Source organism: Leptospiraceae bacterium, assembly GCA_025059995.1.
In the GTDB taxonomy this organism is placed as follows: domain Bacteria; phylum Spirochaetota; class Leptospiria; order Leptospirales; family Leptonemataceae; genus SKYB61.
This window is the reverse complement of the sequence record JANXCF010000002.1, coordinates 402,934-426,534: the sequence shown is the minus strand read 5'-3', so window position 1 is coordinate 426,534 and position 23,601 is coordinate 402,934. Positions and strand designations below refer to the sequence as shown.

General features: G+C 33.9%; 23 protein-coding genes. 8 read left to right on the top strand and 15 right to left on the bottom strand.

The window, feature by feature from the left end; genetic code table 11:
• Position 1: 1 nt before the first annotated feature.
• Positions 2–490 (top strand): D-glycero-beta-D-manno-heptose 1-phosphate adenylyltransferase, encoded by a 489-nt coding sequence (gene rfaE2, locus NZ853_04400; GenBank protein ID MCS7204915.1) that lies wholly within the window; start codon positions 2–4, stop codon positions 488–490.
• Positions 491–650: 160 nt separating this feature from the next.
• Positions 651–1,916: an FAD-dependent oxidoreductase gene (locus NZ853_04395; GenBank protein ID MCS7204914.1), complete on the top strand. Its 1,266-nt coding sequence runs from the start codon at positions 651–653 to the stop codon at positions 1,914–1,916.
• Here the strand turns inward: NZ853_04395 and NZ853_04390 are convergent.
• The 6 genes from NZ853_04390 to NZ853_04365 all read right to left on the bottom strand — a co-directional run bounded on the left by NZ853_04390 (position 1,913) and on the right by NZ853_04365 (position 9,030).
• Complete coding sequence (locus NZ853_04390) at positions 1,913–2,533, bottom strand: hypothetical protein (protein ID MCS7204913.1); 621 nt, start codon at positions 2,531–2,533, stop codon at positions 1,913–1,915. The two genes, NZ853_04395 and NZ853_04390, sit on opposite strands and share 4 nt — an antisense overlap.
• Positions 2,505–3,533 carry a histidinol-phosphate transaminase gene (gene hisC, locus NZ853_04385; protein ID MCS7204912.1) on the bottom strand — a complete coding sequence of 343 codons (1,029 nt, stop codon included), beginning with the start codon at positions 3,531–3,533 and terminating at the stop codon, positions 2,505–2,507. The genes NZ853_04390 and hisC overlap by 29 nt, the downstream gene beginning before the upstream one ends.
• Positions 3,534–3,636: 103 nt before the next feature.
• Complete coding sequence (locus tag NZ853_04380; GenBank protein MCS7204911.1) at positions 3,637–5,124, bottom strand: aldehyde dehydrogenase family protein; 1,488 nt, start codon at positions 5,122–5,124, stop codon at positions 3,637–3,639.
• Positions 5,125–5,202: 78 nt separating this feature from the next.
• Entirely contained in the window at positions 5,203–6,864 is a 1,662-nt protein-coding gene (gene murJ / locus NZ853_04375; protein ID MCS7204910.1) for a murein biosynthesis integral membrane protein MurJ, read from the bottom strand.
• A complete protein-coding gene (locus NZ853_04370) occupies positions 6,861–8,009 on the bottom strand; it encodes an STAS domain-containing protein (protein MCS7204909.1) in 1,149 nt (382 codons plus the stop codon). Before NZ853_04370 ends, murJ begins: the two co-directional genes overlap by 4 nt.
• Before the next feature lie 7 nt (positions 8,010–8,016).
• Entirely contained in the window at positions 8,017–9,030 is a 1,014-nt protein-coding gene (locus tag NZ853_04365) for a hypothetical protein (protein MCS7204908.1), read from the bottom strand.
• A gap of 83 nt (positions 9,031–9,113) precedes the next feature.
• Here NZ853_04365 and NZ853_04360 point away from each other — a divergent pair, with 83 nt between their 5' ends.
• Genes NZ853_04360 through NZ853_04350 form a run of 3 tightly spaced genes read left to right on the top strand, consistent with a single transcriptional unit; the run spans position 9,114 to position 12,059 of the window.
• On the top strand, positions 9,114–10,103 hold the full coding sequence (locus tag NZ853_04360; protein ID MCS7204907.1) for an ATP phosphoribosyltransferase regulatory subunit: 990 nt from the start codon (positions 9,114–9,116) through the stop codon (positions 10,101–10,103).
• Complete coding sequence (locus NZ853_04355) at positions 10,100–11,362, top strand: adenylosuccinate synthase (protein ID MCS7204906.1); 1,263 nt, start codon at positions 10,100–10,102, stop codon at positions 11,360–11,362. The genes NZ853_04360 and NZ853_04355 overlap by 4 nt, the downstream gene beginning before the upstream one ends.
• A gap of 40 nt (positions 11,363–11,402) precedes the next feature.
• Positions 11,403–12,059: a hypothetical protein gene (locus NZ853_04350; protein MCS7204905.1), complete on the top strand. Its 657-nt coding sequence runs from the start codon at positions 11,403–11,405 to the stop codon at positions 12,057–12,059.
• Here the strand turns inward: NZ853_04350 and NZ853_04345 are convergent.
• Together NZ853_04345 and fmt are read right to left on the bottom strand one after the other, a co-directional pair.
• On the bottom strand, positions 12,056–13,054 hold the full coding sequence (locus NZ853_04345; protein ID MCS7204904.1) for a PASTA domain-containing protein: 999 nt from the start codon (positions 13,052–13,054) through the stop codon (positions 12,056–12,058). The genes NZ853_04350 and NZ853_04345 overlap by 4 nt on opposite strands.
• The gene (gene fmt, locus NZ853_04340; protein ID MCS7204903.1) at positions 13,051–14,031 is read right to left on the bottom strand and encodes a methionyl-tRNA formyltransferase; all 981 of its coding nucleotides are present in this window, start codon (positions 14,029–14,031) and stop codon (positions 13,051–13,053) included. Before fmt ends, NZ853_04345 begins: the two co-directional genes overlap by 4 nt.
• A 51-nt stretch (positions 14,032–14,082) precedes the next feature.
• On the opposite strand from fmt, the gene NZ853_04335 reads away from it, so the two are divergent.
• Positions 14,083–15,024 carry an AEC family transporter gene (locus NZ853_04335; protein ID MCS7204902.1) on the top strand — a complete coding sequence of 314 codons (942 nt, stop codon included), beginning with the start codon at positions 14,083–14,085 and terminating at the stop codon, positions 15,022–15,024.
• On the opposite strand, the gene NZ853_04330 is transcribed toward NZ853_04335, so the two are convergent.
• Entirely contained in the window at positions 15,025–16,791 is a 1,767-nt protein-coding gene (locus NZ853_04330) for a M28 family peptidase (GenBank protein ID MCS7204901.1), read from the bottom strand.
• A 138-nt stretch (positions 16,792–16,929) separates the two neighbouring features.
• On the opposite strand from NZ853_04330, the gene NZ853_04325 reads away from it, so the two are divergent.
• Positions 16,930–17,559 carry a YbhB/YbcL family Raf kinase inhibitor-like protein gene (locus NZ853_04325; protein ID MCS7204900.1) on the top strand — a complete coding sequence of 210 codons (630 nt, stop codon included), beginning with the start codon at positions 16,930–16,932 and terminating at the stop codon, positions 17,557–17,559.
• Here the strand turns inward: NZ853_04325 and NZ853_04320 are convergent, their stop codons facing one another.
• The gene (locus NZ853_04320; GenBank protein ID MCS7204899.1) at positions 17,560–18,240 is read right to left on the bottom strand and encodes a hypothetical protein; all 681 of its coding nucleotides are present in this window, start codon (positions 18,238–18,240) and stop codon (positions 17,560–17,562) included.
• Positions 18,241–18,300: 60 nt separating this feature from the next.
• On the opposite strand from NZ853_04320, the gene pth reads away from it, so the two are divergent.
• Complete coding sequence (gene pth / locus NZ853_04315) at positions 18,301–18,855, top strand: aminoacyl-tRNA hydrolase (protein MCS7204898.1); 555 nt, start codon at positions 18,301–18,303, stop codon at positions 18,853–18,855.
• On the opposite strand, the gene NZ853_04310 is transcribed toward pth, so the two are convergent.
• The 5 genes from NZ853_04310 to NZ853_04290 form a co-directional block, all read right to left on the bottom strand.
• Positions 18,847–20,331: a hypothetical protein gene (locus NZ853_04310; GenBank protein MCS7204897.1), complete on the bottom strand. Its 1,485-nt coding sequence runs from the start codon at positions 20,329–20,331 to the stop codon at positions 18,847–18,849. The genes pth and NZ853_04310 overlap by 9 nt on opposite strands.
• Positions 20,332–20,399: 68 nt before the next feature.
• Positions 20,400–21,245: an endonuclease gene (locus NZ853_04305; GenBank protein MCS7204896.1), complete on the bottom strand. Its 846-nt coding sequence runs from the start codon at positions 21,243–21,245 to the stop codon at positions 20,400–20,402.
• Entirely contained in the window at positions 21,217–22,359 is a 1,143-nt protein-coding gene (locus tag NZ853_04300; protein MCS7204895.1) for a DUF1577 domain-containing protein, read from the bottom strand. The genes NZ853_04305 and NZ853_04300 overlap by 29 nt, the downstream gene beginning before the upstream one ends.
• Positions 22,360–22,710: a hypothetical protein gene (locus tag NZ853_04295; protein ID MCS7204894.1), complete on the bottom strand. Its 351-nt coding sequence runs from the start codon at positions 22,708–22,710 to the stop codon at positions 22,360–22,362.
• A 119-nt stretch (positions 22,711–22,829) separates the two neighbouring features.
• On the bottom strand, positions 22,830–23,582 hold the full coding sequence (locus NZ853_04290) for a hypothetical protein (GenBank protein ID MCS7204893.1): 753 nt from the start codon (positions 23,580–23,582) through the stop codon (positions 22,830–22,832).
• Between the last annotated feature and the right edge of the window lie 19 nt (positions 23,583–23,601).

Here is a 23,601-nt window from a genome sequence, read left to right as displayed (position 1 = left end):
CATGAACTATCTCGAAAGAATCGAATCAAAATTGATCTTTCAAAGAGATCACCTGCAAGAGATTGTTTCTTCCCTCAAAAATCAAAACCAAAGGATTGTTTTTACTAATGGATGTTTTGATATTCTTCATAGAGGACATGTTTACTATTTAGCGAAAGCAAAAGAATTAGGAGACATTTTGATTATAGGTATCAATAGTGATGAATCTGTTAGACGTCTGAAAGGTCAAAATCGACCTATTAACACTTTACAAGATCGTATGTTTTTACTTGCCTCTCTTGAATTTGTGGATTATGTGACTTTTTTTTCAGAAGAAACTCCGATTGAGCTAATCAAAGTTATCCAACCCCATATACACGTAAAAGGAGGAGATTATCAAAAAGAACAACTCCCCGAAACACCCATCGTAGAACAATACGGTGGAAACGTAAAAATCATTCCATATGTAAAGGGATATTCAACAACAAACATCATCACAAGAATGAAATAAAACAAAAAGAAAACATTCAGCTTACAAGCTTAAAGATAAATTTATGCTTATTTAAATTTGAATTACAATTATAAAATAAAATTATCAATTCAAAAAAATTGAATTGACAAAAAAATCAATCCATTAGATTAAATGCATTCATTTTCAAAGGAGATTCTTTATGGATAAAAAACACATCGTTGTTGCTGGTAGTGGATTTGCTGGTTTAGAAAGTGCTTTCGTAATCAGGTATCTTTTTAGGCACAACAAAGACAAAATTAAAATCACCATTGTTTCTAATGAAGAAAATTTTCTTTTTCGTCCAAACACAATCTATATCCCTTTTGGCACTGATCCAAAAGAATTAGAAATCCCTCTAAAAGAAGTTCTTCCTAAACACAACATTGATTTTATTGTTGATCCTGTTGAAGGTGTTGAACCAAAAGAAAGTAAACTCTATACAAAAAATCATAAGATAGATTTTGATTATCTCGTAATAGCAACAGGAGCTGCAATGAGACCAGAAGAGGTTCCCGGTTTAAAAGAATATGCAAATACCATATGGACCTCACAAGATATGTTAAATTTAGGGAAATCTTTAAATCAAGCGATAGAACGTGCAAAAAACAATCAAAACACTCATATTTTGTTTTTAGTTCCGCCTAATAACAAATGTTCCGGTCCGCTTTACGAAATGGTGATGATGATCGACACTCATCTAAGAAGGGAGAAGGTTCGCAATAAAATAGAAATGACATGGACAACTTACGAAGAAAGCTATATCCAAGCTTTTGGTCCGAGATTAGATGAAGTAGTCATCCAAGAATTTATAGAAAGAAACATAAAAGGACATAAAATGTATGTAGTGAAAGAAATACTATCAAATAAAGTGATTTATCAAAATGGAGAAGAAATCCCTTATGATGTTTTGATTTCATTCCCACCTTATATTGCCAGTGTTTTTTATAAGAATCTTCCTTCTGACGATCGAGGCTTCATTGAAACCAATTTTGAAGATCGTTCTGTTAAAGGATTCAATAACATTTTTGCTCCCGGCGATGCAGGTGATTTCCCTGTTAAGCAAGCCTTCTTAGCATTTTTACAAGCTGATGCTGTTGCAAATAAAATCTTTGCTGATATTACGAATAATCCAGTTAATAACCTTTTTGATCCCGTCTCCATGTGTATAATGGAACAGTTTGACAAAGCAACCTTCGCTCAAGTTCCTTTGAAATTAACTGGTGATAAGAACAAACCTGTAGAAGTCGATCAAAGCCGAATTGATTTGTATAAAGTTGGTGTTTCTCCCATGTGGAGAGTTGGGAAGAAGTTTTTAGGATTATATTTACCTACAAGATTCCGTAATGCGGATCCATTCCACGCAGGAACTGCTTGGAAAACAATGGAAATTGGCTTACATGCTATGTCGTCTATATTAGCAGATTAATTCTTACCCTCCCCCTTATGGGGATTATTTTTTAGATAATCTCGAATTTTTTGGATAATTGAGGGAGCTTTGTATTTCATTCCCATTTCAATAGCCCAAATTGGAACAATACCTATACCAGGATCGAACTGGCTTTTGAACACCATCACAGTTTCTTCTGGATTGAGAGAAAATAAACGAACAGCTCCCCGATTGACTTTTATATCTCCACCAATTTCGTACCACTCCTTGGCATAAATTTTAGGATCAAGCTTCTCTCTGTAAATGGTCCATCGATTTTCAAAGGGCCATGGGAAATCCAGAAGCGCCTTTTTGACTAATATATTTTCACTAATTTTTTTAACTTCTTTATAGAGAAATTCTGGATAGAGTTTTTTATCATCACTATTGATGGTTCTCCAAACCACATCGATAGGAGCTCGAATGACTCCAACTACGGTTACAATTCCTAAAGATTGAGATTTCTTTTCTAAATGGGTGTAGATTTTATCTTTCCCAATCATCAAAATCAAACTTTGAAACTGAGAATATTGAATTTCTTCGTAAGAAATCCCCAGTAAAAAAGAATTCCAACAAATGAATAGAAAACTAAGAATGAATTTTATATATTTCCTCATAAACGACTTCCATTTGTTCTTTTGTTCCAATGGTGATTCTCAAAAATGCAGGAATTTGCGAAAAGTAACGAACCAAAATATTTTTTGTTAGTAATTTCTCGTATAATTTTTGAGCATTTTGATCTGGTGGACTTGTAAATACAAAATTCGTTTTTGAAGGTAGAGTAAAAAAATTCAGATCTTTTAACTTTTCTATAAACCACTCCCTCGTTTGTATGATTTCTTGAATTCTTGAATGGAAATAGTCCCATTCATTTAAAATCATTTCTCCCACTTTTTGAGTAAAAATATTGATATTGTAAGAATCTCGGATTTTATCGAATTGTTTGATCCAAACTGGATTTGCTATTAGCCAACCTAATCTCAAACCTGCTGAAGAAAAAGCCTTCGAAAATGTGCTACATGCCATCAATAAAGGATAGTCTTCTGAACCTGCCTCATACATGATGGTTTCTCCACCAAAAAATACATAAGCTTCATCTACTAACATTGGAAGCTGAGTTTCATTATACAAAAAAAGGATTTCGTTTCTACTCATGGCAATTCCAGTGGGGGCATTGGGATTGGTAATCACAAGTAATTTGGGTTGATATAATTTTGCGTGATGTATTACTAAATCCAAGTCAACTGTAAAATCTGACTTTAGAGGAACCGAAATTACGTCTACTTGGAGAGCTTCCGCTAATACAGGATATAAACTATAAGAAGGATCAAGAATCAAAATCCGATCTCCTTTTTGGAGAAACCCTCGAAATACTATAGAAAGGATTTCATCCGAACCATTCCCAATCAGTATATTTTCTTTGTTTTTTTTATAAATTTTTGCTAATTTTTCTCGAAGTATTTTTGACTCTGGATCAGGATATAAATGAAAAATGTTTTCTTTTACAAAGTCTTGAATGGCTTTGATCAAAAAATCTGGTAAAGGATAAGGGTTTTCGTTTGTATTAAGCTTGATAACTTTATAATTTAGTTGAAGACCGGGAACATAACCTTTCATTTTTTGAATATGATTTGGTATGTATTCTTTAACATCAATCATTGAACATAGTTTAATATTCTCTTAATAGTGGCAATCATTTAAAATGCTTATTCTTTTCATTCTAACCAAAGTAAATTTTTATAAATTTTTTAAATAAATTTTTTATTCTTTTCGTATAAGGAAACCACCACAACTCAAAAGGTAGATTCCAACCATCCACTAAAACCGACTGCATGTTGGTAAAAGCTCTCAAACCTTCTTTTCCATATACACGTCCCAAGCCACTTTCTTTAACACCTCCAAAAGGAAGATCAGAAATAATGTAATTTACCATCACATCATTGATACACAAAGCACCACTTTGGATAGCTCTTGTTACTCTTTTAGCACGTTGGATATCTTTGGTCCAAACTGATGCATTCAATCCATAGTTCGTTTGGTTAGCCATTTGTATGGCTTCCTCTTCGGTTCGAAAAGTTCTTATGGCTATTACAGGACCAAAAGTTTCTTCCTTCCAAACTTTCATATCATCTTTAACATCCGTCAAAATCACGGGGGAAAGAAAGAAACCTTTTTTTGGAGTCTTTATTTCTGAAGTAATTAATTTTGCTCCAGAGTTCATCGCCTCTTGGATATGTTCAGAAACAATTTGATATTGTTTTTCAAAAGCCATGGAACCCATACTTACATCTTCATGAGGCATCCCTTGTTTGATTTGAGAAAGTTCTTTTTTAAGGATTTCTATGAACTTTTCGTATATGGTTTCTTGAACTATTACTCTTTCAACAGCAATGCAAGTTTGACCAGAGTTAGAAAACCCACCCCATATTGCTGCTTTGGCTGCTCTCTTTAGGTTAGCATCTTCAAAAATGATCATAGGGTCCTTGCCACCTAACTCCAAAATCACTGGTTTTAGCATTTTCCCACAAATTTCTGCAATTTTTCGCCCAGTGGCTGTTGACCCCGTAAAGCAAATCAAATCCGTATGAGGAGACTCCACTAAATAAGAACCGGTTCTTCCATCACCAGTGACAACAAAAATGGCATTTTCGGGTATGCCAGCTTTGATGGCTATTTCTCTTAGCTTGAGGGATGTGTTAGGTGTGACTTCTGATGGCTTGATGATTACGGTATTTCCTGCCATCAATGCTTGAACTAAAGGTCCTGCCGTTAAAATGAATGGATAATTCCATGGACTAATAATCCCTACTACCCCTTTAGGAATGAAAGAAACATAAGCCTTTTTGTGAAAGAATATCCCTGTTGAACGTTTTTCATCTTTTAGAAATTTCGGACCTTTTTTGATGACATAATTCAAATGTTCTAAAACAGTAAAAACCTCGACTACACCGTCCATTTCGGTTTTTCCTGTCTCTTCGCAGATGGTTTTTACTAATTCATCCATGTCTTTTGTGATTTGTTTTTGAAGTCGCTTTAAGAATTCAGCTCTTTCGCTCAAAGAATACTTGCTCCAAATAGAAAAGTATTCTTTTGCTTTGATTATAATCGTTTCGACTTCTTCTTTGTTCATGATGGGAAGTCGATTGATTTCTTCTCCTGTTGCCGGGTTGATATTGATGATTTCATTATTTTGTATGATAACGCTCATTTTTTCTCACCAAAATTGATTTTAAAATCAATATAAAGATTTTTGGAATAAAGTAAAGTAAAAAGAATTTCAAAAGGATTATGCCATTTTTTTTCTTTGTAAGTAGCTAAGGATGATATTCATTTCTTCTTTGAGATACACCTTAGAAAGAGAAAAATATAGAAGGATACTTCCGCCAATAGCGAGAACCAAAACCCATAGCGAGACCCAGCGACTGGGGATTTCTTCTGGAGCTTTTAGGGTTTCATGATCTAGCTGATTCAACTGGAAAAGAAAATCAACATCAAAACGATTTTCTTGAAACGGAAAAGGAAACCAGAATAAAACAACACTCAAAAACAAAAACATTAGAATCATCAAAATGGCTTGTTTTTTCAAAAAGTCTTTGAGGAGGTCAAAAGGCAATTTTATGGCTTTAAATCGCAGAAAATAAATTAGCAAAATAAAATTCAAAAGAGAGCTCAAGGAAGTGCTCAAAGCCAAACCACCATGTTGTAAAAACGGTATCAAAAGTAAGTTCAAAATCAAGTTCGAAACAACCACAAAAAGTAAAATCCGAATGGGAGTTTTTGTATCTTGATATGCATAATAAACCGAAGTCAATATTTTATTCGCACTATAAAAAGGAATCCCCAATGAATAAAACTGTAAGGTCCACAAAGTAATGAAAGTAGAACCTAAATCCCAAAGTCCACCAGAGAACAAAAAATGAACAATCCAAGGACCCATCAAAAAAAGTCCTAAGGAGGCGGGAATGGTCAAGAAGAAAGAAAACCTCAAAGCAAAAATCACTTCTTGTCCTATTTTCTCGAGGGATACGTCCTTACGAATAAACAAAGCAATCGTAGGTAAAATCGTAGTAGATATGGCAACCCCAATCAAACCAGTGGGTAATTGAATCAAACGATGGGCGAACCTCAAAGCTGGGATAGCCCCTTCAATCGAAACCAAATAGCTTGCTAAAAAAATATCTATGAGTTGATTTAACTGAAAAATGCTTGCTCCCAAAATCGCAGGCACCACCAATCGAAGCAAATCCTTTATGACGGGTTCATTCCCAAAATCCTTTGTAAAAAAGAACTTAGGACTCCATTGATACTTATGAACAAAATAAACATGCATTCCTAAAACAAAGACAGCTCCTACTACTACCATCACCCCCAAAAGAATCAAAACCTTATCTTTCGGGAAAAAATAAAAATGCGATAAAACCCCTACAAGAAGTAAAGTAATAATAAAATCAATATTAAGTAGGATTGGCGACAAAGTTGGGACCACATATTTTTGATGGGTATTCAGAACCCCCGCATAAACGGAAGAAAGGCTAATAAAAAAAATAAAAGGAAACACTATTTGAGAAACCAAAATCAAAAGTTCGATCTCCTCTTTGGGCTTGCCTACATAGTAAGGCAACACAATCGGAAAAAGAAAAATCCCAAAAAGCACCACGAACCCAACGAATATCCCAACTACCACCACGATTATCCCAAAATCTCGTTTTGCTTTCTCTTCAGATTCTTTTAGCGAAGAAGAATACAAGGGAACAAAGGATTGAGAAAGAACTCCTTCTGCCAATAAGTTTCTTAGCATGTTGGGAAACATATAGGCTATTTCCCAGTAAGTAGAATAAATTCCCGTTCCAAAGGATCTTGCTAACAAATGATCTCGAATTAGCCCCAATATCCGAGAAATGAAAGTCAAAAAAGTCAGTTTTACAGAAGCTTTAGCACTAGAACTCACAAAGGTTCAAAAAATTTTACCTCACCTTTTGGTAAAACCATAAACTCGGACTTACATTTGGGACAAAGGTGTTTTCCTTCTTGATAGACTCGTAGTAATTGACCACAGTTTTGACACCGAATTATGATATAACCATCAATTCTTTTGATTTCTTTTTTCGGAGGGGTTTCGGTTTTGGGGGTTTCGCCTTGTACTTTGGGTTCTTCTTTATTGGTTTTCTGTAGTTCTTTGAATTCTTTTTGCAGGTCTGTTTTTACATTGGATTCAAGTTTTTCTACTTTTTCTACTTTGACTGATTGGATTGCTTGTTTGACTTCTTGTAGTTCGTTTTTAATCGAAGTGAGGGTTTCGTCGAAGTTCTTCTGATTTTCCTTGAGTTGGTTTAACTGAATTTGGAATTCCCGAAAATGAAATTCATTGTAGGATTTGATTTCTTGGATTTTACTGTTTATGTGATTGATCAATTCTTTTTGTTGGTTTGGTGATTCTTGTTTGTCCAAACGTTGAGTGATTTTCTGAAGCTGATCTTTGATATTGTGAATGTTTTCTTTTAAACCTTCGAGCTGTTTTATGGACTCTTCCTGCCTTTTTGTAAATTCATTTAAGATTTTGACTTCAACGTAATGATCTTCTTGTTGCTTGTTGGTCTCTTGAGATTTTGGGTTTGATGGGGAATTCGAAGTTTCTTCTTGTATGGCTATGGCATTGGTGAGATTGGTCTTTAAATCCTCAATTTTTTGAAAAATCTCATCCCAATGTTTTTCTTCAATGTTGAAGGTTTGAGTTTTTGTGGTTTGTAGTTGCGATACGATATATTCTTTCGCTTCTTCGTAGCTACCAACCAGTTTAATATAAGGCAGTAGCTGTAAAAATCTCAGGAGTAGATAAACTTCCTCTTTGGGTTGTATCCCTACAATGGTTCCATTTTTTTTTTTGAAATACTTAATGCTCTCAACAAAAACCTTAATGCCTTCTCCTGAGATAGAATTTAAATTCGTCAAATCCAAAATCAAAAAATCTTTATTTTCCGGTAGATGAAAGATGCTTTTTTTAAAAGACAAGGCATTGCCATTTCGTAGATCCCCTTTAAGAGTCAAAAACGCCACTCGATTTGCGAGAATATCTTGAATGGTTTGATTTCCCATAGTTCTCCTACTCTAAGGGTACTGCATCCATTATATTTTCGTTTATTGTTGGAAATTTTTCTTCTTTTTTTTCTTTTTCTATTTTTAGTTTTTGGGCTTCTTCAAAAGGAATGACTTTAGAGCTCATACTGACTTCTTTTTTTTCTTTTTCTAAATCTTTGTCAGTATCGATGTCTTCTACTTTAATGGGTTCTAATGGCAATTCCTCTTCTTCGTAAGTTGGTTCTTTTTTGGCTTGATTTTGTTTTGTATCATCATCTGTGGGCTTAGGTACCATTTTCAAAATAAAAAAAGTTATCATACTCAATAAAACTATGACAAAAATCCCCAAAAAGATCATAAAGTTTTTCAACAATTCCCCGAACCAGTAAGATGTTACTTTTTGTATCCCTTGATTTTGTATCAAAATATGCAACGTTGCTTTGGGTAATACTTCATCCGGTGGATAAACAGAGGTAATGATGTGATATTCATTTGCCAAAAGTTCAGGAAGATGCTTTTTTAAACTATTTTCAACTATCTTTCTGACTGGAACAAAAAAGAGTATCTTTTCGTAAAGAGCGAATTCTTCGGGTAATTCCAACTTTGCAAAGCCCGTGATTTTGAGCTCTACGGGATTACCCTGAAAGCGAACTTCATCCCATCGAAAGGTTTCTTTTTCGTATTTCGGCTGAAAGGACTTCGCAACTTTGACAATATTATTATGGGCTATTAGATTTCCTTGATTATCCAACAAGAAGATTTCTTTAATTCTAAAAGGATCATCCCTTTGATTGCTGTACTCAATTACTTTTGCCATCACATTACTAAGAGAAATAAAGTTATCATAGTAAAAACTCTCCCCACTCATGGTATCCAAAGCAATAGCGATTTCATAAGCCCTTTGTTTGGTTTGCTCTTGGATTTCAGCAATAAATCCTTTCCCATTTTGGTATATAAAATAAACCGGAAGAAGAACTCCCAATAGAAGAAACAAAATCACGACAATACCAATAACCAAAAACAAAAGAAACTTTTTCATAATTATTTGTATTATCGGAAAGTCAAAACCTATCAAGAGAAATTCTATTGATTTTTTTCTAATGCTCAAAAAATTGAGAGCGAATGCATTTCATAAATAAATACGCATCCATTCCTTCTGGTATAGAATATTTCTCTCTAAAAAAAACCAAGATTTTCAATCAATACAAAAAAAAGGCCCAAGAATGGCTTGAAAGTCAAGGCTTCATTGAATTTATTCCTCCCTTGTTTGATTTTATTGACCTTTTTTTAATCAATACCAATTCTTTTCTAAATGGAAAATCTTTTTACGCAGAAAAGCTTTTTGAAGTCAAAGACTCAAATGGTGAACTCCTTTCCCTTCGCTCAGACATTACTGTAATGGCAATGAAGTCGTTTTTATTTCAAACCCAGATGATAGAAAAAATTCAGTATTATTACATACAACCAGTATATAGAGATTTCAGCAAGGGAGCAGGTTTCCATCGAGAAATTTATCAAATAGGCGTAGAATGGATAGGAAATTACGAACATCGAGTGGAGAAATTATACCAAACCTCAAAAGAACTTTTGAAAATCTTTCCTTTTCAGTTCACTTTTGTTGTGGGTAATTCTTTATTCATGAAGCATTTTCTCGAGCTCTATCCCAAGGAGGCTCTACTAGAAATCCTAACTGCATTTTACTTCAAAGACAAATATAAATTAAAAGAAATCATTAAAAAACATGACATTTCTCGTAAGCTTGCAGATTATCTCTTGGAAATTCCTTTTCTTGTAGGAAAAAAAGAAGTCCTTAAAGAATGGAAACGAATCTTATCCCAAAAGCCCGAACTTCTCGAAATTGTTAAAAATACCATCCATGAGCTTTCAGAGAATGATACTAATGAAATTCTTTTTGATTTTAGCTTGGTGCGAGAGTTTGATTATTATACAGGTTTTATCATAGAAGCCTATTGCCAAAATACAAATAAAAAAATTCTCTCTGGAGGTATTTATGATCACTTTTCCCTTCAGCTTTCGCATCATAAGGTTCCGGCATGTGGTTTTGCCATTAATTTTTCTGAGTTAATTAATTCCATAGAGGTGATTGAATGAGTGTAACTATTGTTTTGGGTGCTCAATGGGGCGATGAAGGAAAAGCCAAGATCATTGATTATTTGAGCGAAAAAATTGATATCATAGCGCGTTATCAAGGCGGAGCTAACGCGGGTCATACTGTTGTTGTTAACAACAAAAAATTTATCTTTCATCTGATTCCCAGCGGCATGCTTTATCCAAATACCATCTGTGTATTAGGCAATGGAGTTGTAATTGATCCACAAGCCTTTCTGGAAGAACTCGAGAGTCTAAAAAAAGAAAACATCTCCTATGAAAACCGAATCTTTATCTCTGATGCCTCCCACATCGTATTGCCTTTTCATAAAATCATTGATTCCCACAGAGAAACAATGGCAGATAACCGAAAAATTGGCACCACCAAACGTGGCATCGGAATCACTTATGCAGACAAGATGCTAAGAATCGGAATTCGCATTGGGGATCTTTATTACAATTTAGAGGAACGGCTCAAATATTTCGTCGAGATAAAAAACAAAGAACTTGAACAAATCTATCACTTATCCAAAATCCCATTCGAGACAATTTACGAAGAACTCGTTGATTTCGCAGAAAAGATACGACCCATGGTAATTCACACTCCCACGTTTTTTGAAGATGCCCTAAAAAAAGGAAAAACCGTTCTTTTAGAAGGAGCTCAAGGAACTGCCTTAGACATCGATCATGGAACCTATCCCTACGTAACATCCAGCAATACCACAGTAGGGGGAGCTCTAACAGGAACAGGAATTTCCTATCGTTATATAGAAAATGTTTATGGTATTTGTAAAGCTTATGTGACAAGAGTAGGAGAAGGTCCTTTCCCAACGGAACAAAATAACGAAATGGGGGAACTTCTTCGAAAATACGGCAATGAATACGGTGCTACCACAGGAAGACCTCGTAGATGCGGCTGGTTCGATGTGGAGCTTGTAAAGCACGCTGGACGAATCAATGGACTCACAGGACTGGTTTTGACCAAGATTGACGTTTTATCCCATTTTGATACAATTCCCGTTGCTGTAGGATATGAAGTGAATCAAAAACCTATGCCCTATTTCCCCAGCTTTGGATTAGAAAATTGTAAACCCATATATGAATACCTTCCAGGTTGGAAAACGGATATCTCTCACATCAGCAGTTGGAAAGAGCTTCCCAAAAACTGCAAAAACTATATCGAAAAACTACAAGAATGGACTCAAATTCCCATCAAATTCATTTCCATTGGTCCGAACCGAAACCAAACCATTGAATTATAAAATCCTTGCATTGAAATAAACAAATAAAAACCATGCTATTATGAATACTTTGTTTATATTTCTCCAAGCCCAAGAAGCCTATATTAAGCTCAAAAATATCCCAAGCGATACTCCCTTTCATCCTGTAATTGTTCATTTTCCTATTGTATTGACTTTGCTTTTGCCATTTTTTATTTTAGCTATACTTATCCTTGTGAAAAAAAATGTCTTCGGGGATAAGTCCCAGCTCCTTTGGAACTTCATCATAATTCTGCAAGTTATCAACTTGATCTTTCTTTATTTTTCACTTTATTCAGGAGATATTGAGAATGAACTTCTTCAACATAGTCCTTACTTAAAGCAAACGATTGAACAACACGAAGTCTTTGCCGAAAGTTTGTTTGTGTTTTCTATTTTTCTTTTAGCAATAATTTTTCTTGGACACAGCAAAATTGGATTTCACTTCTTAATGAGAATCTTATCCCTCGTGATGTCTTTTATAGCAGTGGGACTGGTCTTGATTACAGGATACTTAGGTGGAAAAATTGTTTATGAATTAGATGCACCCTACTTTCGAAAGGTCCTGATAGAAGAATATCATTCGCAGTTCAAAACCAACGAATCAACAAAAGAAAAACAGGAGAATATACCTCATAAAGAAGATTCACATGATAAACATGAAAAGCACGAAAAGCATGAAAAAAAAGATAAAGATTAAATAGAATAATCAGGCTTTTTAACTTTTTTCCAAACGATCTTTTCGTTGCAAATCAGATAGAGATGCGAATTTCCACTTCGATAGAATAACAAATCCAATTTTCTTTCTCGAAAGATGTTAGGACGAGAAAACCAAATTTTTCTGGTTCTCTCTATATCTTCTATATTTTCTAAACTCTGTGGGGAATGATACAAATCACATGTTTCTTCTCGAGGAAAACGAAAAGAGACCAATTCATAATCCGAGAAAAAACTATGTTTCTTCTTTCGATAATACACTTCGACTTCATAAATATCGTTCACTACACGAATCTCATGAATTCTGCCATTCTCTTTGCTTGTTTTTGGAGTTATGATTTCTTTGACTAAATACGGAATTTGCTTTAAAACCAAATACTGGGATACAATCCCTAAATCTAATTTTTTTAGTTCTTCGAGGGGAACGGTTTCAGTTTGTTCTTTTGAGGATACAATCAAAAACACTTTAGTGTTGATTTTGACTTTTGTTCCAGGTGCTGGATATTGATACAAAACTATATTGTCGGATTTATCTTCGGTATAAACATAAAGTATCTTTGCTACTTCCAATTGATAAACATCTTCATCATAAGGGATTGTGGATAAAACTTCCATAGCATTATTCAAAGTAAGTTCTTCTACATGAGGCATAGTTAGCAAAGCTTCATAAGAATTCACTACTAAAACCAATTTATCTTTGGGTTTGATGTTTTCCCCTGGCATGATGTTTTGTTGTAGGATGATTCCTTCTGGCTTTTCTTGAATGTAAACCTTTCTTAATTCCACATTGAGCTGGTACTTCGAGACTTCGTTGTGAACATCAATATAATACTTCCCTACCAAACTTGGCATGATGTAGCTTTCAATAGAAAACATCTTAAAAAACAAAATCAAATAAACCACTACAAAAAACAAAAGAAACAACACCAAATACAACACTAAGTATTGTTTGATAAAGTTTTTGAGTATTTCTTTCATATAAATTTTTCTCCTTCTTGGATGAATTTTCCATTCACGAAATCATGGGCATTAAGAATTTTTTTATTAGGATATTGTAATTCCAATATTTCTATCCATCCATCACTTGTCTTCACAAAAATTCGATTCTTTTTTTGATACTTCAAAAAAACAATTTTTCCTTCTTCGTCATGAGAATGGGGTTCTAAAAGTCTTTGGATTTCTGGTTCCATCTTCCATCGAGAACGATAAATCTTTATGGGAAAGATTTCTTGAGAATCATGCTTTTTTAGTGTTGTATGGGCGATTGGGTTTGGATTGAGAGCTCGAATCAAATTATGGATTTCTTGAGAAGATTTCTTCCAATCAATTCGACTTACTTCATCTGTGATTTTATAACAATAAGTTGCTAAGCTTGGATCCTGCTTTCTGGATTTAAGAAGATAGCGTTCCAAATCTCCTAAAACCTCCAAAACCAATTCAATCCCCAATGGAAGGACCCTTTGTAAGAGTTCGCCCGTGGTTTCTTCTTCTTGGATTTCGAAAGCCACTTGAGCTACAATATCCCCCTCATCCATTTTTTCTGAAACCTTTTGTAAGGTCCATCCACTTTTTGTATAACCTTTCATGATGGCAGTTTGTAAAGGCGAAGCTCCACGAAGATCCGGCAACAAAGAACCATGGAGATTCAAAATCCCATATTTGGGGATCTCTAAAAGTTCTTTTGGTAAAATCTTTCCATAAGAGAATACAATCCCAATATCATATTTGTTGGAGAAAAATTCTTCTAAAAATTCTGGGTCCTTGAGTTTTTGAGGTCGAAGTAATTTCCATCCTTGTTCTAATGCTAATTCTGAAACCGGAGAAGGTTTCCACTTTCGACTTCGGTCGGATATAGAATCAGGATTTGAAATCACACAAACGATTCGATGGTGTTTTGATAATTCCCAAAGCAGAGCTCGAGAATAATCAGGTGTTCCAAAATAACAAACATCCACATTGCCAAATTTTTTTCTTTTCGACGATAGAAAACCGAAAAAGGTAGAAACATGTCCAACATCATTTTGATTATCGTAAGCTTTTTATTAGGAATTCTATTTCGAAGATGGAGTGAATCTTCTTATTCGAAGAAATCCCAAATCACATTCCCCATAGAAACCCCAAAGGTTTTGAATGCCTTTATTATTTATATTTCCCTTCCTTCATTGATACTATATCATATTCATGAGGTTCCATTTCAGTTTTCTTTGATTGCTTTGATTTTTATGCCTTGGATTGTTTTCGCTTTTGGTATTTTGACCATGAATACTTTTGCGAAACTTTTTCGTTGGGATAAACCTACAACTGGTGGACTTATCTTAACTTCTGGCTTGGGGAATACTTCTTTCGTAGGACTTCCCATGATCGAAGCTTTTTACGGAAAGGAATTTCTTGGTTATGGGCTCATCGCCGATCAAGGAGGAACATTCTTCATGCTATCTACTTTGGGACTATGGATTGCTATGAAGTATACCCCCATTCATACAGAACATCAAACCCAAGACTTCATAAGCATCACCAAACGGATTTTGTTTTTCCCACCGTTTTTTGTGTTGATGATTACTTTGATTTTACGTCCCTTCCCTTATCCTGATTGGTTGAAAAATGTACTTCTTCAACTCGGTAGTACCCTGCCACCTTTGGCATTATTTTCCGTTGGATTTCAGCTAAAACTAAGCGAAATCAAAAACGATGGAATCTATCTAATCTTTGGGCTTCTCTATAAACTTCTGATAGCTCCCATTTTGATTGTGATTTTGTATGCCCCACTTGATATTTCCAAAGAAGTCTATCACATTGCGATTTTTGAAGCAGCTATGGGTCCCATGATTACGGGAGGTATCGTTGCTATTTCTTATCAACTCCGTCCGTCTTTAGTAGCTCTAATGCTCGCATTAGGAATTCCTTTGTCATTTTTTACAGCACCAATTTTTTGGTATTTTTTTCATTGATTAGTCTTTTCCCATGAGTTCTGCGTAGGTTTGATAAACTACTCCATTTCGTTTGTAATAGATTTTGTATTTTTTCTTTAGTTCGGCTTGGGAGAGAAACTCCATTAAATCATAAATCGATTGTAGTTTTTTATCTTCAATTTGGATGATGATGTCCCCTTCTTTGATTCCTGATTTTTGGATGGGAGCTCCTTCTACGAAACCACCCACCTCTATTCCTTCTCCATTGAAATAATTTTTTGGAATGATTCCTAAACGAACTCGATATTGATGTCTTCTTGTGTCTGATTCATCCTTTGCCTTTTGAAAAGTAGGTGTAGTCTCTAAGTTTACTAAATTCAAAATTAGCTCTTTTGCTAAATTAACGATGAGCCCCATTTTTTCGTAGTTAATTTTTTGAAAGTCATCTGTGGGCTTATGATAGTCTTCATGAATCCCAGTGAAAAAATACAAGATAGAAATATTCTTTTTATAAAATGAGGTATGATCACTTGGTCCTATTCCACCTTTCAGATATACTACTTTGAGGGGATTTTTTTGTGTAAAGTTTTCTATGGTTTTCTCAAGCCAGTTCTGCCAAATCGTATCGCCTGTATCTTTTCCCTGAATTTGTAGAGAATCACGATATCGTCCAACCATATCAAAATTAAACATAGCCACTGTCTTTTTGGGAAGGTAGTTTGAATTCACAAATTTATCTGAACCAATCAATCCCCACTCTTCCCCATCAAAGTGAATAAAAACCAAATTCCAATCTTCAGGAATGATCTTAGGATTTTCTTCATATTCTTTTGAGAAATACTCTGCCAATTCCAAAACGGCTACATTTCCAGAAGCATTGTCATCAGCACCATTGTAAATTTCATTCATTGGTCCCATCGAAAACTGAGGCACACCAAAACCCAAATGATCATAATGAGCTCCAATGATGATGATTTTTTGATTCTCTTGTAGGGGCTTGAGGGAAGCAGCAATATTTTTCCCCAAAAGGGTTTCTTTATCAAAACGAACACTTACTTCAATTTCAGAATGGGTAGTAATCTTTCGCATCATTTCGCTATATTTTTTTTCATCCAAGAATACAGAAAAAGCAGACCCTTTTTTTGTAAAGAAGGCATGCTCCAATCGGAAGGGATCTCCCTCCTCTTTAAGAAAGATCACTCCTTTAAAGCCCAATCTTTGGATGTTGCTGTATTTGTGTTCAAAAGACATGAGTTTTTGTGCTTCGTTCGAGAATTTTTGTTTCACTTCTTCCGGAGCATATCGTTTGCAAATCACGATATATTCATTGGTTTTGGTGATGTTTTTTTCTCTAATTGCACGACTCAAATCAAAGTTTTCTTCGATACAATAATCACCGTAAATAATCTTCCCTTCATAAGAACCATTAGCCCCCAAAGGCATAGGTTCTACTTCAAGCACACAATCATCACAACCTTTGATTTTTATATAACTATTTTGAACCTTTTGATACCTACCTGGAAAAGAAAATTCCATTGTGTATTTCCCATCAAAAATGGGATAGATTGCTAAAGCTTGGTATTTTGAAACCAACCATGTTTGTAAATCTGCCATTTCTTTGCTTCCAGGATAACGTCCTTTTTTAGAATCATCCGAAAAAAGACGTAAATACATCTGCATGTCGTTAAGGGAGATTTCTTTTGTAGTAAAATAGCGAAACTGCTGGTCGGAAACTAAAGTAAAGATTACAAGAATCCCATAAACAAAAACGAAAAGAATTATTATGCTTTTTTTAATATCTCTCATTCTATATAAAGTAAATGACACCAGATTCTTGAGACAATCTTTTTTACCAAACTAGCTAACGCCATAGATCAAAAAATCTACTTGCTACTTTAAAAGCTTTAGGAAAATCAAACTTTACAAACTTTATATGGAGGTGATATGAAGCTCATTAGTTATTCCTTCAATCATGGAGATAGTATTCCAGAAAAATATGCCTTTTGCGTGCCCTCAGAAAAAGAAAAAGTAGTTTTTGGAAAAAATGTAAGTCCCCATCTAAAGTGGATAGATTTCCCAAAAGAGACAAAGTCCTTTGTAGTTTTGTGTATTGATAAAGATGTTCCCTCAAAGGCAGATGATGTTAACCAAGAAGGAAAAGTCATTCCTATTTCGTTAAAGAGGGTTGACTTTTTCCATTGGATATTGATTGATATTCCTCCTTCCATCACGGAGCTCCCCGAAGGTGCTGACTCTGATGCCGTAGTAACAAAAGGCAAGAGGGAGCAAAAAACTTCTTTTGGTATTCGCGGTATCAATGACTATACAAACTTTTTTGGCAACCATGCTGAGTTGGGTGGTGATTATTATGGTTATGATGGTCCTTGCCCACCTTGGAATGATGAGTTGATACATCATTATTATTTTAAAGTTTATGCATTGGATGTTCCTTCTTTGAATTTGAGTGGAAGGTTCTTTGGAAATGATGTCCTCAACGCAATGGAAGGTCATGTGCTTGATTATTCCGAAATCATGGGAACTTACACATTGAATCCAAAGTTTCTAAAGAAATAACTAAGTCTTTGTAATTAAGTAAGAAATTACGGTTTTATGTTTGAATTCATATTCTTCTAAATGTTCAAAAAAATATTGCCTTAACAAATGAAGTATCTCTATATCGGTCGTATAGTAAAAAATCCTTTTGTATTTGACTTCGAAATCAAGCTGTTCTTTTTCGTAGCGATTGAGTCTTTTGATCAACTTCTTGATAAAAATCAATTTTAAAAACTGAGGGAATTCGTAGCTTTTGATTTGATTGATACTGGGTTTTACCCAGTATTCTTTCCACGGAATTTGCCAAAACAAATTTTCTTCTAAAACATGAGAAAGTTTATGAAAGAGAATTTCTTGGATTTTTGGATTTTTAAGCAAAGTTATAAAATACATTTTTCTTCCACGGATTTTATGTTGAAGAATACCTTCTTGTAATTTTCCAATGGGAAACAAATTCCATTCAGTATTTTGTATTTCCTTAACCGAAAAAACAGGAAAATCCGATATTGACGGAATGTAATACTCCAAAAGATCAAAGCGAGGTTTTTCGAAATTCTGCAAAAAAAAATTCAATACCACCAAAACGTCCACTGCCCCACCAACCCTCCCCAACGAAGGATGAACCACCCTCCAAACATTGTTCTTGTTGTATATCAGGGTATCAAAATCAAACAAAACCAAAAGCTCTGAGTCCTTTATCATACAAACCGTCGATAATTTTGTCTTTTCAGTTAATTACAACCAAGAATTCTGATTTCTATCATGAATCAATTTTTGATTGTTGGCTTAGGAAACCCAGGCATTCAATACAAACTCACAAGGCACAACGCAGGATTTATTTTCTTAGACATGTGGATAAACGAGCTCTTCCCTCATGCCGTATGGAAAGAAAAATACCTTGGACACTACTTTGAGGCAAATCTTCATGAGGCCCAAATCCAATTCCTAAAACCCCAAACCTATATGAACTTATCTGGCAATGCCGTCTGTAAATGTATCAAAGAAGAAAACCTTCCTTTGGATAGAGTGCTGGTGCTTCATGATGAGATTGAACTTCCTTTTCGAGAAGTTCGATGGAAGGAAGGCGGCGGACACAGAGGACACAACGGTTTAAGGGACATCATCCAAAAATGTGGTGATAAATTTAATCGTATTCGGATTGGTGTTGGAAGACCTCATGATCCAAGTATTTCCGTTGCTGATTATTTACTATCTCCCTTCACTACAGACGAACAAAAGGATTTCCCAATCATCTATCAAAAAGTAAAGGAATTATTAGAAAAATTTATAAAAAAAATCAGCATTTCTTCAATGTAATTTTTTCTCACAATAAAAATAAAAAGAAGGAGCTCTTTTGAAGTTTATCTTTGGATTGAGCCGAAATAAAACTTCATCAACCAATGAGGTTTCTTTGATCCAATCACTACAATCATAAGGTATGTTAGCTTTTTCTAAATTCCATTCGTTTTTTAGTTCTTCATTATTCGTTAAAAATACTACGTGAGTTTTCGGAGAGATTTTTACTAATTCAGAAAGGGTCTGATTTGAATTTTTTATTTCTATAAACTCAATATCTTTTTGGAAAGCGAAGAAATGAGTTAAGTAGAGATTTCGAACGAAAGTAGCGTCTTTATAATAAATTCTCGCTGATGGGAATTGATCTGATATTTTTGCAATAGGAACAAATGACCCAACTTGATTATTGTTTGTTATCACGATGAATAGAAGTACTCCGTGTAGAATACCAAAAAAAGGAAAGTAAATTTTATTCACCCAAACGTCATCTTGATATAGATACAGAAGATGAGAAAGTAAAATCAAGAACAAAGGAATAATAGGTGCCATGAAACGTTCTTCTTGATGAGGAATCAGACTATGTATGAATAAAAAAACAAAAAAAAGAAATAAAATCACTTCGTGTTCTTTCGTGAGGATTAATAGTTTTTCTTTGCTTCTCAAAAATAACAAGGACAAAGGAAATAAGCTGAGCCCCAAAAACAAAACCACATAAGTATGATACCCTGTTCTTCCGTAAACTTCACTTACATTTTGATTTACTACAAGATAATTTAGAAGTGTAGATAAAGGGTATCGTCCGAAAAGAATGTCTATCAGAGCTTGAAGTCCCACCAAAAGAAGCCCCATACTAATGAAGTACAAAACTTTATCTTTTCCTCGAAAGAGAAACCAATAAACCAAATAGCTTATATAAAGAATTCCATTTTGATAACGAAAAAACGAAGAAAATCCCAAAACAAAAATACCGAGCAAAAAAAGAAACTTATTTTTCTTATGAAAGATTTCTATCATTCCCAAACCAGCCATAAAAAAAACAATAGAAAAAAACTCACCGAAAGCTTTTGTAGATATATAGACCAACAAGAAGTGGAAATTATATATAACCAAAGTTAAAGAAATCAAACTATGATCTGCTGTTTTGCTTTTTAGATACAAATACAAACCCAAATTAGAAAATAAAAAAAAGACTCCTAAACTAAAATGCATAAATTTCAATAAAGAAACTTTCTCTTGTATCCCTATCATCATACCGAGATCAAAGACCTTCGACAATATCCAAACAAAAAGGGGAGATCGGTAATTCGGAATTTGCTCAGGGATACCCAAAGCCATTGCATAAGCAGGGATAACATTATGGTTGTAATCATCAATAGCAAAAGGACCAAAGGAATTTTCTACTAACAAAGCTCTAATAAAAATTCCCAAGACAATAACGAACAAAATTATCTTCTTTAATTCCTGTTTCCCTAAAAAAGAAAGAAAAGGTTTGAGCATCTTAAATTTTACGAAAAAAACAGAAAAACCTACGTCAACTGATTTGTAGTTTGGATTGAATATGCAATTTAGGGCTTTTTATAATAAGAAATAAAAGGGTTTTCGTTTCCTTGGATTCTTGCTTTTAGTTTATTTAGCTTGATTTCTGTTTCGGAAGGAGGATCAAGAAGATTCCACTCAGAAAAGAGTTTTTTCTCCTCGTTTGTTAATGGAATGCCATAAAACCAAGACATATATAGATATGCTCTCGCAATATCACCACGAATTGACTCCATTGGTTCAGCAACATCATAAATTGTATCCACTTCAAAATCACATTCACCATATTCTCTTTTTTCGCCATGTATCAATCCAAATCGAAAGTTTTTTCGATCATTGTTGAGTTCAAAGATTTCTGGAACCAAATTATGGACATCCCCTTCCATGATATTAAAACAAGGATCGATTTCATTGCAGCATTTTCGTCCGCGAAAGGGTTTACCTTTGTCTTTATCAAAGCACAAGCGCTCCTTCCAACAAGGAAGTTTTCCACCAATCCTCGATGCTGGCATAACATGCTCCCAATTGATGAAAACCTTAGCCTTGGGAGATTTTTTTCTATATCCACAACTTGAAGGATCAGGATAAAGTTTATTCGACAGAGGATCCCAAAAAATTTTACACTGACAATAAAACGAATAAGGATAATGGTTGATGTATAGAATTCTTAATTTCTTTTTCATCTCTCGAAAGTTTTGCTCATTGGGATCCTTTAGTTCACAGCCTTTTCCGTAGTTTTGTTTTAAGTCATATTTTTCTAAAACAAAGCGTTGAAAAAAAAGAATTTCATCTGTATCTGGATAAATCGGATACAATGCCCATAAAATCGCAAAAAGAAACACAATTTTAACTTTCTTTGGATTGAGAAATAGCATATCGTTTTTCATATGCTTTTAGGATTTGTTCGTAAAGTTCTTTCTGCTCTTTATTTTTGAACTCTATGATCTTTGCACCAATATACAAGATGCCATTATCATCTCGAACGCTGGAGCGAATTTCAGAGTATATGCTAATAGGATTGTGACCTTTAAAAACAATATCACAAGAAAAACCGGACTGTCTTAAAAGGTAGTTTATGAGCTTTAAGTGTTTTATTTTTGTTCGAAAACCGTTTCGAGAGATATTCAATACTTCTTCTTTTTCTTGAATAGGTATGGTGTTGATTTGTTGTAATCGACTTATCAGCTCCTGATTCCAAGACTTGATTTTTTCTACATCATCCCAAGTTAGTTCTTTTTGCTTGCTACGAATTTGTATATAACCTATGGGTATGTAATTTCGATCATGAGTTTGGTAATAAAAAGGAGCTACGATTTCACTTTTCACTTGCTCCTTTCGATAACGATAAATTACTTCGTTTAATTCCGAATGAAAGATTTCTTTTAAATTCAGAACCTCTTGATGCTCCAAAGAGAAAGAGTTGTTATTGTTAGTATTGGGAATAAAAATGATTTTTCCTGTTTTTTTTACCAAATCCAAAAGGTAATCATAGTTTTCAAACGACTCTACTTTAACAAAATCATATAATTGTTTGATTTGGTTTTCCAATTCCGAAAAACCAATTTTGATGGTCGTGGGAATAACCTTTGTATTTGAGTCAATGATATGCTTACTTGCCAAAAAATTGGTTAAATAAATTTCATTATTTTTAATAGGGATACGAACATTTTCTCTTTCTGTAAGGGAAATTCCGATGGCTTTGATATTGATTTCATAAAACCCTTTTTCAGCATAAGGAGATAAAACTTCAAAATGTATCTCTACGTATCTACCCAAAACTTTATAAGCAATGTATTCTTTTTCTTTGTCTAAAACAACCTCAGAATGGAGTTTAAATGAATTAGGTAAAATCTCTAAGATTTTTAATTCAGGTGGTTGATCTAAAACTCTAAGAAAAATATTTTTATTCAGTAAATGTTTTTCTATGATAAGTTGAATTTTTTTTGGATTACGAAACCATTCTAATTTTCTATCAGACTTGATTGCCATTTAGCTATAATGATGCAATGCTAATAGGGAATCCACATAATCTTCGAGGTAAAAAATTTCCATAGGAAGTGCCAATCGTTTGCATTTGCAAGAAACATATTCTAAATTGAAGGAATTTTCATTTTCTAAGAATAAAAAGTTCGGTAGTATCCCTCTCAAACCCCTCAAATACTCAATAACTTCATCCTGAGCCATATCCGGACCTATGATGATCAAACAATAATCATTGGAAATTTTTGTCAACGTTGATGATATGTCTATATGAAGGTTTTTTGTCAAAAGAATTTCTCTTAAAATCTGGATGATGTCATAATCGTTGGAAACAATAAGTACCTTATTATGGCACTGCATTTTTTACCCTCATAGATTTTATAGAAATAAAAAACAAGAGTTTTGCCAAAAAACATATAAACGAAATCCTTTCTTTTTTCTACTCTTTTTTTATGATAAATTTGATATTATATTCTTCTCTAATGAACTATATAAATTGCGAGTTGATTTTGAATCAAATCAAAAATTTCTTCTTTTTTACTCGAGTTTGACATAAAAATTCGTTTTTTTGTCTTAAAAGAGGGAGTTTCACCTAATTGATGGAAAACATCAAGTGATTTTTTAATGTTCTCATTAGAATGTAGAAGTTCTTCTTTTGATAAATACCAAAAGACCGGAGAGCGTATTTGTTTTAAGAATTCTTCTCTGAATACAAATTTATACAACTTGTATTTTATACAACGATCAGGGTTTATGACCTGACAAATCCTTGGTTCAAAAACTTTCCAAATCCAAGGTAATTCTTGATAAAAACTGCCATTGATGATAAGGACTTCAACCTCTGGGAAAAAACCTGCAACGAAAAAACCATAATGGTGGAAGTCATTTTCTGTATAGAGAATAACTCTTTTTTTTTGTTTTACCAAAAAATCCGAAATCCAATACAAAAAGTCTAAGTTTTTTTTAAAATCTTTTGACCAAATCTCACTTCGAAAATAAATCACACAGGGAAAATCTGGGAACTCAGAAGAAAAAGAAAATACCATCAAACAATAATCAGAATCTTGATGAATTCGAAAGACAGGCAAACTCTCTAAAGAAAAGTCTTGAATTACTTCACTGAGGTGATGATATACTCTTTCTTTTGGCTTAAAATAGTGAATGGGGAAAAAGTTTATATACAACAAAAAAAAACCGAGAGCTATCAATAGAATTCGATTTACAAAAAACATGATGGTTCGAAATTTTTTT